This is a genomic window from Streptomyces mutabilis (genome assembly GCF_014649815.1).
Classification (GTDB): domain Bacteria; phylum Actinomycetota; class Actinomycetes; order Streptomycetales; family Streptomycetaceae; genus Streptomyces; species Streptomyces mutabilis.
Map to the genome: position 1 here is coordinate 100,358 of NZ_BMTT01000008.1, position 13,087 is coordinate 113,444.

9 protein-coding genes and 4 pseudogenes are annotated in these 13,087 nt (G+C 71.9%); 10 read left to right on the forward strand and 3 right to left on the reverse strand.

The window, feature by feature from the left end; translation table 11 throughout:
- Positions 1-452: 452 nt before the first annotated feature.
- A complete protein-coding gene (locus IE142_RS18340; protein WP_191886780.1) occupies positions 453-1,058 on the forward strand; it encodes an HD domain-containing protein in 606 nt (201 codons plus the stop codon).
- Positions 1,059-1,373: 315 nt separating this feature from the next.
- Here IE142_RS18340 and IE142_RS38775 read toward each other — a convergent pair.
- Positions 1,374-1,910, reverse strand: a pseudogene (locus IE142_RS38775) (hypothetical protein).
- A 799-nt stretch (positions 1,911-2,709) separates the two neighbouring features.
- Between IE142_RS38775 and IE142_RS18350 the strand changes: the two are divergent.
- Positions 2,710-3,240, forward strand: coding sequence for a hypothetical protein (locus IE142_RS18350; protein ID WP_191886781.1), 531 nt, complete (start codon positions 2,710-2,712; stop codon positions 3,238-3,240).
- A gap of 124 nt (positions 3,241-3,364) precedes the next feature.
- Here the strand turns inward: IE142_RS18350 and IE142_RS36745 are convergent.
- Positions 3,365-3,538, reverse strand: a pseudogene (locus tag IE142_RS36745) (IS701 family transposase); the annotation flags it as partial.
- Between the two features lie 464 nt (positions 3,539-4,002).
- On the opposite strand from IE142_RS36745, the gene IE142_RS37670 reads away from it, so the two are divergent.
- The 4 genes and pseudogenes from IE142_RS37670 to IE142_RS38785 form a co-directional block, all read left to right on the forward strand.
- Positions 4,003-4,266: a WGxxGxxG family protein gene (locus tag IE142_RS37670; protein ID WP_368857235.1), complete on the forward strand. Its 264-nt coding sequence runs from the start codon at positions 4,003-4,005 to the stop codon at positions 4,264-4,266.
- A 202-nt stretch (positions 4,267-4,468) separates the two neighbouring features.
- Complete coding sequence (locus IE142_RS18355; RefSeq protein WP_191886782.1) at positions 4,469-4,744, forward strand: hypothetical protein; 276 nt, start codon at positions 4,469-4,471, stop codon at positions 4,742-4,744.
- A gap of 46 nt (positions 4,745-4,790) precedes the next feature.
- Positions 4,791-5,246: pseudogene (locus tag IE142_RS38780) on the forward strand (glycoside hydrolase family 2 protein); the annotation flags it as partial.
- 154 nt (positions 5,247-5,400) lie between these two features.
- A pseudogene (locus IE142_RS38785) lies at positions 5,401-5,972 on the forward strand (substrate-binding domain-containing protein); the annotation flags it as partial.
- A gap of 504 nt (positions 5,973-6,476) precedes the next feature.
- On the opposite strand, the gene IE142_RS18370 reads toward IE142_RS38785, so the two are convergent.
- The gene (locus tag IE142_RS18370; protein ID WP_191886783.1) at positions 6,477-8,288 is read right to left on the reverse strand and encodes an FAD-dependent oxidoreductase; all 1,812 of its coding nucleotides are present in this window, start codon (positions 8,286-8,288) and stop codon (positions 6,477-6,479) included.
- 291 nt (positions 8,289-8,579) lie between these two features.
- On the opposite strand from IE142_RS18370, the gene IE142_RS18375 reads away from it, so the two are divergent.
- The 4 genes from IE142_RS18375 to IE142_RS18390 all read left to right on the forward strand — a co-directional run bounded on the left by IE142_RS18375 (position 8,580) and on the right by IE142_RS18390 (position 13,010).
- Entirely contained in the window at positions 8,580-9,785 is a 1,206-nt protein-coding gene (locus IE142_RS18375) for a SchA/CurD-like domain-containing protein (protein WP_191886784.1), read from the forward strand.
- 212 nt (positions 9,786-9,997) lie between these two features.
- Positions 9,998-10,465 carry a cupin domain-containing protein gene (locus tag IE142_RS18380; RefSeq protein WP_191886785.1) on the forward strand — a complete coding sequence of 156 codons (468 nt, stop codon included), beginning with the start codon at positions 9,998-10,000 and terminating at the stop codon, positions 10,463-10,465.
- Positions 10,462-11,733: a beta-ketoacyl-[acyl-carrier-protein] synthase family protein gene (locus tag IE142_RS18385; protein ID WP_191886786.1), complete on the forward strand. Its 1,272-nt coding sequence runs from the start codon at positions 10,462-10,464 to the stop codon at positions 11,731-11,733. Before IE142_RS18380 ends, IE142_RS18385 begins: the two co-directional genes overlap by 4 nt.
- Complete coding sequence (locus IE142_RS18390) at positions 11,730-13,010, forward strand: ketosynthase chain-length factor (protein ID WP_043379936.1); 1,281 nt, start codon at positions 11,730-11,732, stop codon at positions 13,008-13,010. Before IE142_RS18385 ends, IE142_RS18390 begins: the two co-directional genes overlap by 4 nt.
- Positions 13,011-13,087: the final 77 nt, after the last annotated feature.

Consider the following 13,087-nt stretch of genomic DNA (forward strand, 5'->3'; position numbering starts at 1 on the left):
TCGGCCTCCGGCGCGGTGAGAGCACGACGAAGCCGTGCCTCCCGGAGTCCGCGACCTTCCCCCGTTCGATCACGGCAACCGGGATGCGTCCGTCGAGCAGCGGAGTCCGCAGGATCAGCGTGTCCTGGTCGAGCCAGGTCTCATATCCGCGCCGCCGTCCGGGCATGAGGACCGGAGAGGTGGTCGCTGAGACCGTGCCGATCGGTACCGCACCCGAGGTCATGAGGGCGGGACAAACCAACGCGGCACCCGCTTACGGGTATCGCAGGCCCCGGCCGCCGTCGTCCTTCGGGCAGGCGGCTCGCGGATTGTGGCCCGATCCTGCGCAAAGTTGGCACGAGCGCCACTGACGTTGATCACTTGCGCTCGCGAAACTACAGGCGTCCTGCACCCCGGCACCCCGAGCGAGGATGCCGGGGGTGCGGAAGGCGATCGATGGGAGAGGCGGGCGGATGTCGAGCGAGGTTGCAGGGGTGCGTGTCCCCGGTGGACGGGCGGCGGAGGCCGCGCGGATGGTCTGCGAGGAGTATGCCGACAAGGCGCTCTACCACCATTGCTTGCGGTCCTATTTCTTCGGCGCGGCCTGGGCACAGGAGCGGGGCCTGGAGTTCGACCGTGAGTTGTTCTTCGTCTCGGCGTTGCTGCACGATCTGGCTCTCGTTCCTCCCTTCGACAGTCACACACTTCCGTTCGAAGAGGCCGGTGGCCACCTGGCCCGGGTGTTCACGGCCGGTCTCGGCTGGCCGACCGATCGGCGCAGCCGGGCGGCCGAGCTGATCGTGCTCCACATGCGGGAGGACGTCGATCCGGAAGTGGACGTCGAGAGTCGGCTTTTGCAGGTGGGGACCAGCGCAGATGTGTCCGGGGCGGGCCTGGAGGTGTTCAGCGCGCCTTTCCGGGACGCGCTCGTGCGGCAGTACCCCCGGTTGGGCTTCGCCGAGTCCTTCGTGCGTCTTTTCCGAGACCAGGCGGAACGCAAACCGGGTTGTGCCGCAGCGAGGTTGCTGGCGGGAAAGTGGGTTGAACGGACCGTGTGCAATCCGCTCGATCAGGGCTGATGTTCCTGCGGTGAACACTCATCCGGAAGGCACGGTGCCTTTCGAACGGCATTGACCAATCCGGAGATCATCCCACCCGGTCGGCCAACGTGACAGTCTCTCGTCGAGTACTGCCTGGACACGCTCGCTCTGGTCCTGGCGATCGTCGAACGCGGCGACGACATGCGCGGCTTCGCGGTGCTGCCCAAGCGGGGAATCGTCCAGCGCCTCTTCGCCCACCTGATGCGCACCCGCCGTGCACCCGCCGCCTGGCCCGCGACTACGAACGTCGCACCACCAGCGCCGAGGCGGTGGTCCACCGGTCGGGGACCCTGCTCATGACCCGTCGACTGGCCCGTTCACGCCCGCAGCCGGCGTGAACCGGCCCGGCGCGGGTTCGGCCAGCCGGCCCCGGGCGGCCAGGCGTTTCGCCTTCCACCGCAGTGCTTCCACCCACGCCGGCACCACGCCCCTACTGAAGTCGGCGGCCATCTCCTGACGGACCAGGCGGCCCTTGATGGAACGGAGCCCGGTCCGCGAGCGCCTTCAGGGTGCGCTGGTGGTCCACCGACAGCACCGACCAGGGCAGCTCCTCAGGCCACATGGGCACCTACGATTTCGGCTTCACCGCGTCCCGGGCCGCCGGGTGGGTGTCCGTGTCCCGCACATCCGGGATGATGTCCGTGCCAGCGGTGTCGCCGCCTCTGGAGTCAGCACCGCATCGACCCGCCCGCGGGCGATCACCCACTGCTGCCCTTCCAGCTCGGCCACGGCCACCTCGGCCTGGATACGGTCGGCCTCTTCCCTCAGCTCGTCCAGGTGACGGCGGGCACCCAGCTCACGCTGTTCCAACAGCCCGACCACCGCCGGCATCCACGACCTACCGGGGAGTTACTGCACGACAGGCCACTGCTCCCACAGGATCAGCGGCCCTACACCCGACCAGCGGAAACGCGGCCCTCAAGTCCGGAAAGACAACAGCTTCCGAGTCGATGGAACTGTCTGTCCGGGTGCCGGTGTGTGCTTCCGTGCGCCCCAACCTTTCTGCCCCGTACGTCTTGTCCTCCCCTCACGTCAGGTTCATGATCAGTCGGTCGGCTTGCACCGTTCATGGGGGGCATCCGTGGGAGCACCGTTTCGGCACATCGCCGCCGTAGCCTTCACCACGGCTCACGCTGCGCCCTGCCGCTCTCCACTACGCGATCCGCTCAGGCCGGCCCCTGGTCACCTGCACGGGAACAGCGGACCAGCAAGAAAGCCCAGGCCTCGCCCCTTGCCGGCAGGCGGTCCAAGAGCCAGGCGCAGGTCTCCTGTCAAAAACGCCCCGACGACAAGACGACAACACGATCAGCATCCAGACCGTATCCGCAGCGGCCGTCGGCTGCCTGCTCAGCCCCGTCAACCGGATCGGCGGAACCGCCCACTCGAACATCGGCTGTACCAGCACACCGCACGTCACGGCATTCCCCGGCGCGCTCCGTACAGGCCGTCGTCGTCTCCCACGGCATCTCGTCGGCTGACGCCGAGCCGGGCCACGCTCCTTCGGACCGTCGCCTTCGCTATCCGCTCGACCGGTACCCGGCCTGCCTCACACCGGCCGGGGGAGGGCGGGGATCCCATAGATGCCCGGACCATGGCTGAAGCCCCGGTCCCCAGGGAAGGAACCGTATAGATGAGGCGGAGTTCGTGGGCGGCGCTTGTCGCTGCCACCGTGGTCATGGGGATGTCCACGATGTCGGCGACCGCGTCGGCCTCGGTGCGAGTGCCACCGCTTGAGGTCGTCCAGTGCACGGGTACGGAGAACACCACCTACAGTCCCGGAGTCCTCTTCCAGGCTCGCGAGATCACTCTCAGCACCACCGGCACCTTCACCTCATGCCTGGATGCGACTGGTCAAGTCGCCAGCGGTGGTTACGGAGAGCAGTTCACACTGTTCGTCGGCTGCAACGACCTGCTGGGCCCCTTCACCGGCCGGCGCGCCATCACCTGGAACACCGGCGACACCAGCGTTATCACCGGCAGCGGCAGCAGCACCGCCATCGCTGGCCAGGTCATCACCACCTTCACCGGCACCGTCACCCAAGGCCCCTTCCAAGGATCCAGCGCGGTTCAGACCATCACCCTCCCCCAACTCAACACCATCAAGTGCCTGACCACCGGCATCACTGACGCCACCGGCATCACCACACTCACACTCACCTGAGCTCGGGGAAGTATTCGATCAACGGCCCTGGCTCACTTTCGGGGGCGGTGAGTCATGGGCGTCGTTGACCCTCGCGTGAAGGATGTCAACGAGCTCGTACAGACGGTGTTCTCGGGCCTGTCCCATCCGGACCGTCCGTGGCCTGGCGGATCTCGCGCCCGGCAGGCCGGATGCGCAGGGCGACGAAACGCGAGTACATGCGCTTCAATCCGCTGCGGCCGGTGCCCGGCCGGGAACCTTCCCGCCAGGGCACCGGTCGGGCCGTCTGCCGGCCGACGGCGATGACCAGCTCGGCTACTCCGCATCCCGCCGGGCGAGCCGGTGCTCACGTAAGACGCGGTACAGACCGCAGGCAGGGCCGCTCCGCCGCCGCCTCCCGACGTACGTCCCGTTCTCGGTACTCGCCGCTCGTCGCTGCTGCCGCCGCCGACGCCCGCGCCCGCGGTGGACAGGCCCGGGCGCATGAGACGAGTACGAAGCTGCGGCTTGAGACATGCCTCCGTTCGCGGGTGCCGACGGACGGGTGGGGAGTGGGGTGAATCGACAGCTGAGGCGATCGGCCCGGAGCTGATGTGCAGCTCGGCAGGTCAAGCACTCGTTCCGCCTATTGCCCCCTGACGGCTGCGGGGCCCGGGCTATGGGCTCAGTAGTCCCCCTTGAGGGCGCCGATCATGCACGCTGCAGTTGCGCGGTGCTCCGGCATCAGGCGCCATAGGTAGAGGACCCCGTCCACGAAGCACAGAAGGAGGACCTATGCGACGCATGACTGTCGGTGCCGTCCTGGCCGCCGCTCTCCTCGCGGGACCCGCAGCGGCCACCGCGGAAGCGCAGACACCGGTGGTGGCCCAAGAAGCCAACGTGCAAGCCCCGCAGCGAGCAGCGCAAGACGACACCAAGCAGGACGATGATGACGGAGGGTGGGGGCTTTGGGGCCTCGCCGGCCTTCTGGGTCTGCTCGGTCTCATCCCTCGTCGGCGAAAGACACATGACACGGGAACCAGCGCGCACCGCACTGATCGTCATTGAGGCCGATGTCCGTCAGTGGGCTTCCCACGGACATCAGTGAGTGACACCAGCGAGGGCGGACCGGACCGCGGCTGATGTCGCATCCCCGTGAACGCCCCGCACCAGCCGGCTTGGGCGAACGGTGTCGATGTGCGACGGGCCGAGCTGGCGAGACGCTGACCCGCACTCCGTCACAAACGTGCACGGTCTGGAGGGAGTACTCATGATCATCCAAATGCTGCATCAGAAGGGCGTCCGCAGCGAACACGCCTACGTGGCCGCCTTCGTGTCCATAGGCCTGTCCATCGCCGCCTGGGCAACCAGCCTCAACGCCGAGCCCGGCACTGGTGTCGCCCGCGCCGACCGGTGGGGAATCTTCGTCGGCGAGTGGGCCCCCACCTTCTTCGGCCTCGGACTCGCCCTTTCCCACTACGAGCAACAGGACGGCACCCTCACCGCGAGCGTGCGCGGCCTTCACGGGGAACGAGAAGCCCTGTAAGGGGACAACGACGAGAGCCCTGCCGCCCGCTCGGGAGGGCGCACGGCAGGGGCAGTACCTGCTGCCGCGCATCGTCGCCGAGCTCGACCCCACCCGGCCCTACACGGCCGGCAGTCCCTGGTCGGGCTCGTGGGACCACCACCCCAACGACCCGGCCCACGGCACCCACCTGCCCCGCTTCGTCTCGGAGTTCGGCTGGCAGGCGCCCCCCGCCATGGCCACCCTGCGCCGCGCGCTGCCCGGTGAACGGCTCGCCCCGGACTCCCCCGGCATGCTGCACCACCAGAGGGCCGAGGACGGCAACGGCAAGCTGAACCGGGGCGTGGAGCGCCACTTCACGCTGCCCGAGGGCGACTTCGACCGCTGGCACTACCTCACCCAGGTCGTCCAGGCCCGCGCCGTGGCCACCGGCATCGAACACTGGCGCTCGCACTGGCCGCTCTGCGCCGGCACCGTCGTCTGGCAGATCAACGACTGTTGGCCGGTCAGCTCCTGGGCCGCCGAGCCGCCGAGCCGTGGCGGGCCCCCGTCACACTGCGCCGGGTGCGGGCGGACGGCACCGAGGTGGCGCGGTTGGTGCTCGACGTGGCGGTCGGCGTCTCCGAGGCCACCCGTGAGCGGATCTTCGCGGCGGCCCGGCAGCTGGGCTTGTCGAACCGCTGACCGGGGGCTTTCCCTCATCTGGACCGATGACGCCGCCGCCGTCGCCGAGGCGGTGCGTTACCTGGCGGCTCTGGGGCACCGGCGCGTCGCTCACGTGGGCGGCCCTCGCGGTCTGGGGCACAGCGCCATCCGGACGACCGCCTTCGAACGGACCATGGAACGGACCATGGGAGAACTCGGTCTGGGAAGCGGCCCGCACGCGGAGACGAGCTTCTCGGGGGAGGAGGGCGCGCGCGCCACTCGCTCCCTGCTCCTGGCCCGGGAGCGGCCCACGGCGATCCTCTACGACAACGACATCATGGCGGTCGCCGGGCTCGGCGTCGCCGCCGAGATGGGGATCTCGGTGCCGGACGACCTGTCGCTGCTGGCCTGGGACGACTCCCAGCTGTGCCGGCTGACCCATCCGACGCTGTCCGCCATGCACTTCGCCGTGTGGTTCACCGGTCGACGCTCGGTGACAACAAGGGCGGATCGACGGGCCGTCACTGGTTCGGCGGTTCAGCTTTCGCGGCGCTCGTCCCGCCCGCGAGCAAATGGCGAACGGGCTATCCCATTTCCCACGTGAGGCCCGCCTTCCCCCTCCGGCGAACGCCCCCTCTCCAGACATCGTTGCCGGACGGCAGGAGAGACATGCGAAAGCCGAGACGCACCCTGATCACGACGGCCGGCGTGGCGGTCGCCGCCTCGACGGCAGCGGCGTCGAGTACCTCGACATGGTCAACGGCTTCGACGCGAACTTCCTCACCGCCTGGGGCGACCGCGTCTTCACCGGCAGCGACGGCATCGCCGCCACGTCGAAGACCGCCACCGTCTACGGCGGCGGCACAGGCACGGGCACGGGCACGGGCACGGGCACGGGCACGGGCACGGCCCCCAACGGTTATCCGTACTGCGTCGACGGCGGCTCCTTCCGACCTCGACGGCGACGGACGGGGCTGGGAGAACAGCCGTTCCTGCGTCGTCCCCGGCGGCCCCGCCGCCCCCGCCGGAACCCGTCCGCCGACCTGCCTCCCCGCCTTCCTGCGCGGGGAGGCAGCCGCCCGTCCGCGGCACGGACCCGCGGGCCACCTCACGTCAGGGCCAGTACCGTCCGCACGACCTGCCGCAGCGTGGACTCCGGGTCCGGGGCCGGGCCCGGGGAACGCCACGCGACGAATCCGTCGGGGCGGACGAGGACCGCGCCGCCCCGGGTCACTCCGTGCGCCCTCGCCCAGTCGGTGTCGTCGTCCTCCTGGACGAGGTCGGCCTCCGGGGTACCGCCCACGCGGTACGACTTCAGCGGGACGCGCAGGTCGGCCGCCAGCCGGGTCGCCGCCTCGTGCCAGCCGGTGGGCCGGGCCGCGTCGCTGAGCAGGACGAGCGAGTCCTCGTAGAGGTCGAGGGTGGAGACGCGGGCGTCGCCGTCGCCGCTCGGGCGGAGCCAGAGGTGAGGGGCCCGGCTGCCGGGGGCACCGGTGAGGTCCAGTCCCTCCGGGACCACGGGGGTCGCCGGGTCGGCGCCGACCACCGCGCCCTGGGGGTACCGGTAGCCGAGGGCGACGTTGAGGATGCCGCGCTGCGGGCCGCCGGGTCCGGGGGCTCCGCCGGGCCTGCCGTCGGGGGCGCCGCCTCCCATGACCGGCGGCGGTGCGAAGCCCGGGTGGCTGTGCTCCACCGAGCGGGCCGCGGCCCGGGCGCTGGTGGCCTCGGCGACCGGGCGGCGTTCCGCGTCGTAGGTGTCCAACAGGCCCTCGCCCGCCCAGCCCTCCAGGACCGCGGCCAGTTTCCAGGCGAGGTTGTGGGCGTCCTGGATGCCCGTGTTGGAGCCGAAGGCGCCGGTCGGGGACATCTCGTGGGCCGAGTCGCCGGCGAGGAGGACGCGGCCGGAGCGGTAGCCGCGGGCGACGCGCTGGGCGGCGTGCCAAGGTGCCTTGCCGGTGATCTCGACGTCCAGTTCCGGGTCGCCGATCGCGCGGCGGATGTGGGCGGCGCAGCGCTCGTCGGTGAAGTCCTCGACCGTTTCGCCCCGGTCGGGGTGCCAGGGGGCGTGGAATACCCAGTTCTCGCGGTTGTCGACGGGCAGGAGGGCTCCGTCGGAGTTTTCGCCGGTCAGGTAGCAGACGATGAAGCGGCGTTCGCCCACGACGTCGGCGAGGCGGCGGGAGCGGAAGGTGACGCTGATGTTGTGGAAGAGGTCGCCGGGGCCGCTCTGGCCGATGCCGAGCTGCTCGCGGACGGGACTGCGGGGGCCGTCTGCGGCGATCAGGTAGTCCGCGCGGACGGTGGTGTGCTCGCCGGTCTCGCGGCTCTTCACGATCGCCGTCACGCCGTCGGCGTCCGGCTCGAAGGAGAGCAGCTCCGTGCCGAAGCGGAGGTCTCCGCCGAGGTTCGTGGCGTGCGCCAGGAGTTCGGGTTCCAGGTCGTTCTGGCTGCACAGGCACCAGGAGCTGGGGCTGAAGCGGGCAAGGCCGTCTCCGGGGTCGATCCGCTTGAACAGCCACTCCCCCGCGTCGCCGACCAGCGTGGGCGTCTGGAGGATGCCGTGGTTGTCGGCGAGGGTGGCGGCGGCCCTGCGGATGTCCGCCTCGACGCCGGCCACCCGGAAGAGCTCCATCGTGCGGACGTTGTTGCCGCGCCCGCGGGGGTGGACGGAGGTGCCCGCGTGGCGCTCCACCAGAGTGTGCCGGACACCCAGCCGCCCCAGGAACACCGACATCGACAGGCCCACCAGGGAACCGCCGACGATGAGGACCGGGACGCGGTGGGCGGCCCCCGGGGCGCTCCCGGTCGTACCGGCGGTTCCGGGAGTCCCGGAGGACCCGGCGGACCCGGAAGTCCGGGCGGACCCGGAAGTCCCGGAGGCCCCGGCGGGCCGGTCGGGCCGGTCGGCTCGTTCGTTCATCGTTGTTCGTCCTCCGTTGTGGCAGACGTCCGGGTCGGACCGTCGTCGCGTGACTGGCCCCGTGACAGTGCGCGCAGGTGTGCGCCCGGGGCCTTCATGCATGCCCCGTACGGCCCGCTGAGGCCCGCGGCGGCTCAGGCTTCACCCGCTTAACCCTCCTGGATCGCGGTCCTCGCGGGCACGGCTCACGATCGTGCTTACTGCGACCGCCGCACCCCGCCGGCCACGGCGCGCGCCGCGACGATCGCCGCCCCAGTCCACGAGGAGTACCCCGGAGGAGAGGTGGGCCGGATGACGGTCTCTCCCGTCGTAGCGACGGATGCCGTGTCGGCGGATGCCCTGTCCACAGAGGCCGCGGACGCGGCGACACCGGCCGCGGACGCGGACGGCGTGTCGATATCCGCGTTCGACGGAGCCCGTGTGCGGGTCGTCCTGATGCTGGACATCCACGACGGCATGCAGCAGGAGTTCCTGGACGCCTACGAGCGCATCCGCGACCGGGTGGCCGCCGTGCCGGGACACGTCAGCGACCAGCTGTGCCAGTCCCTGGAGAACCCCACCCAATGGCTGCTGACCAGCGAGTGGGAGAGCGCGGCGCCCTTCCTGGCCTGGGTCAACAGCGACGAGCACCTGGACGCCGTCGAGCCGTTGCAGGACTGCGTCCGCGACACCCGGTCCCTGCGCTACAGCGTCCTGCGGGAGACCCTCGGCGAGCCGGCACCGTCCGCCGCGGCCGGTGCGGCCCTGCGGTCGGCCCCCCGGATCGGCAGCAACGTCGTACGGCACGCCCTGACCTTCACCGTGCGGCCCGGTAGCGAGGCCGAGGTCGCCCGGATGCTCTCCGAGTACGTGTCGCCGGACGCCCACGTGGACGACTCCACACGGCTGCTGCGCACCTCGCTCTTCATGCACGGCAACCGCGTCGTGCGCGCCGTGGAGGTGCGGGGCGACCTGCAGGCGGCGCTGCGCCACGTAGCCCGGCAGCCCGGGGTACGGGCCGTCGAGGAGGCCCTCAACCCCCACCTGGAGCAGGACCGGGGCCTTCGCGACCCGCAGTCCGCCCGGCGCTTCTTCACCCGGGCCGCCATGCCGGCCGTCCACCACGTGGCGTGTCGCGACGGCTCGGACGCGCGCACCCAGCGGCTCGCGCTGCTCTACCCGGTGCGGGGCGGCGCCGGTCCGGAACTGGCCCGGCTGCTCGCCCGGCAGGACGCGGCCGCCGCCCACGCCCCGGACGGTCCGCTCCTCGCCGCCACCGTCTTCCACCGCGACGACCTCGTCGTACGGCTCGTGGACGTGGACGGCGACCCCGAGGACGCGCCCGCGTCCGTCCTGGGGCTGCACGGCACCGCCGACGCCGCCGGCGAGGCCGCGGGGCTGCTGGACACTCCCGCGGTCGGCGTCGACGGTCCCCTGACGGAGCCCCGGACGCTGTCGCTGCTGCTCGCGCGGGCCCGTATGACGCCCCTGACCGACCGGCGCTCGCCCGCCACCTGAACCACGTGCCGCCGGACCGACGGCACCGTCCCCGCGTCGGGCCGACACGGCCCGGCTCCGCGACCGACCTCCGCGAACCGACCCCACGCCCCGACGACGCAACCCGTCCACGCGGCCGAGCCCGGGCCCGACGGCGCGCCCCGCCACTGCCACGGCCGCGCGCACGCACCTCCCGACCTCCCCACCATCTCCCCGCACCCGGAGTGAACGACATGACAGACCAGCAGGTACGCATCGTCTCCCTCGGCGACATCGCGCCGAACCGTCGCCGCGGCGGAGACCTCCGCGCCCTCCTCACGCCCACCACCGCCGGGTCGACCAGCGGCTTCATGGGCGTGGCCATCGTGCAGCCGGGCGAGCGCATCGCCGAGCACTACCACCCGTACTCCGAGGAGTTCGTCTACGTCACGGACGGCGCGCTGGAGGTGGACCTGGACGGTGTGCCGCACACCCTCTCCACCGGGCAGGGTCTCCTGATCCCGCAGGACATGCGCCACCGCTTCCGCAACACGGCCGACACCGAGGCACGTCTCGTCTTCCACCTGGGCCCGCTGGCCCCGCGGCCGGAGATCGGCCACGTCGACACCGAGGACGCGGCGGGCAACCCCCTGCCGCTCCCGGACCACGCCGGGTGCGCCGGGCACGAGCGCCCCGCCGCCGCGGCCGAGGCGGTGTCATGACCCGGCGTCGGGTCGCCGTCACGGGCATAGGCGTCGTCGCCCCGGGCGGGATCGGCGTGCCCCAGTTCTGGGGGCTGCTGTCCGACGGCCGTACGGCGACGCGCCGCATCTCCCTGTTCGACCCGGCGGGGCTGCGTTCGCAGATCGCCGCCGAGTGCGACTTCGAGCCGCTGGAGCACGGGCTGGACCTCGCCACGGTTCAGCGCAGCGACCGCTACGTGCAGTTCGCGCTGGTCGCCGCCGCCGAGGCGGTGCGCGACGCCGACCTCGACATGGCGCGGGAGGACCCCTGGCGGGCCGGTGCCACGTTGGGCACGGCGGTCGGCGGCACGACCCGGCTGGAGCACGACTACGTACTCGTCAGCGAGCGCGGCTCGCGCTGGGACGTGGACGCACGGCGGGCCGAGCCGCACCTGGAGCGGGCCTTCACCCCGGCGACGCTGTCGTCGGCCGTCGCCGAGGAGTTCGGCGTGCGGGGGCCGGTGCAGACCGTCTCCACCGGATGCACCTCCGGTCTGGACGCGGTGGGGTACGCCTACCACGCCGTGGCCGAGGGCCGCGTCGACGTGTGCCTGGCGGGCGCGGCGGACTCGCCGATATCGCCGATCACGATGGCCTGCTTCGACGCCATCAAGGCGACCTCGCCGAACAACGACGACCCCGCGCACGCCTCCCGGCCCTTCGACGCCGACCGCAACGGCTTCGTGATGGGCGAGGGCGCCGCGGTGCTCGTCCTGGAGGACCTGGAACACGCCCGGGCCCGTGGCGCGCACGTGTACTGCGAGATCTCCGGCTACGCCACCTTCGGCAACGCCTACCACATGACCGGGCTCACCAAGGAGGGCCTGGAGATGGCGCGGGCCATCGACACGGCGCTGGACATGGCCGAGCTGGACGGCTCCGCCATCGACTACGTCAACGCGCACGGCTCCGGCACCCAGCAGAACGACCGGCACGAGACCGCGGCCGTCAAACGCTCGCTGGGCGAACACGCCTACGCGACGCCGATGAGCTCGATCAAATCCATGGTGGGCCACTCGCTCGGCGCGATCGGCTCCATAGAGCTGGCCGCGTGCGTGCTGGCGATGCACCACCAGGTGGTGCCGCCGACGGCCAACTACACGACCCCCGACCCCGAGTGCGACTTGGACTACGTGCCGCGCGAGGCACGGGAGCGGACGCTGCGGCACGTGCTGTCGGTGGGCAGCGGCTTCGGCGGCTTCCAGTCCGCGGTCGTGCTGAGCGGCTGTGAAGGAGGGCTGCGATGAGTGGACCACAGAGGAGCGGACGCCCCGCGCGGGACGGAAGCAGGCGTGCCGTCGTCACCGGCCTCGGCGTGGTGTCCCCGCACGGCATCGGGGCCGAGGCGCACTGGAAGGGCGTCGCCGACGGCACCAGCAGCCTCGGGCCCGTCACCCGGGAGGGCTGTGCGCACCTGCCGCTGAAGGTGGCGGGCGAGGTGCACGGCTTCGACGCGGCCGAGACGGTCGAGGGGCGGTACCTGGTCCAGACCGACCGGTTCACGCACTTCGCGCTGACGGCCACCGAACTGGCCCTGGAGGACGCCCGGTTCGGCCGGGCGGACGTCGAGTCACCGTTCTCGGTCGGTGTGGTCACGGCCGCCGGGTCGGGCGGGGGCGAGTTCGGGCAGCGGGAGCTGCAGAACCTGTGGGGCCAGGGTTCGCGGTACGTGGGCCCGTACCAGTCGATCGCCTGGTTCTACGCGGCCAGTACCGGCCAGATCTCCATCCGCAACGACTTCAAGGGCCCGTGCGGTGTGGTCGCCGCCGACGAGGCGGGCGGCCTGGACGCCCTCGCGCACGCGGCGCTGGCCGTGCGGGGCGGCACCGACACGGTGGTGTGCGGCGCGACGGAGGCTCCGCTCGCCCCGTACTCCATCGTGTGCCAGTTGGGCTACCCCGAGCTGAGCGCCGCCGGTGAACCCGACCGCGCCTACCGCCCGTTCACCGAGGCGGCCTGCGGGTTCGCGCCGGCCGAGGGCGGTGCCGTGCTCCTGGTCGAGGAGGAGCGGGCGGCGGTGGAGCGCGGGGCGGACGTGCGGGCGACGATCGCCGGACACGCGGCGACCTTCACCGGGCCGTCCCGGTGGGCCGAGTCCCGGGAGGGGCTGGCGCGGGCCGTCCAGGGCGCGCTGGCCGAGGCCGGGTGCCGGCCCGAGGAGGTCGACGTGGTGTTCGCCGACGCCCTCGGTGTCCCGGAAGCCGACCGGGCCGAGGCCCTGGCACTGGCCGACGCGCTCGGCGCACACGCCCGGCGGGTGCCGGTCACCGCGCCCAAGACCGGTACCGGACGGGCGTACTGCGCGGCACCGGTGCTGGACGTGGCGACGGCGGTGCTCGCCATGGAACACGGGCTGATCCCGCCCACCCCGCACGTGTTCGACGTCTGTCACGACCTGGACCTCGTCACCGGCCGGGCCCGGCCCGCCGAGCCGCGCACGGCACTGGTCCTCGGCCGCGGGCTCATGGGCTCCAACGCGGCGCTCGTCGTGCGCAAGGACGGCACCGCGCCCCGCACGGCATGAGGACCGACCGACCAACGCCAACCCCGAGTGAGCGCCGGCCCGAGGGCGGGCGCCGCCCCGAGTGAAGGAGACTCCGC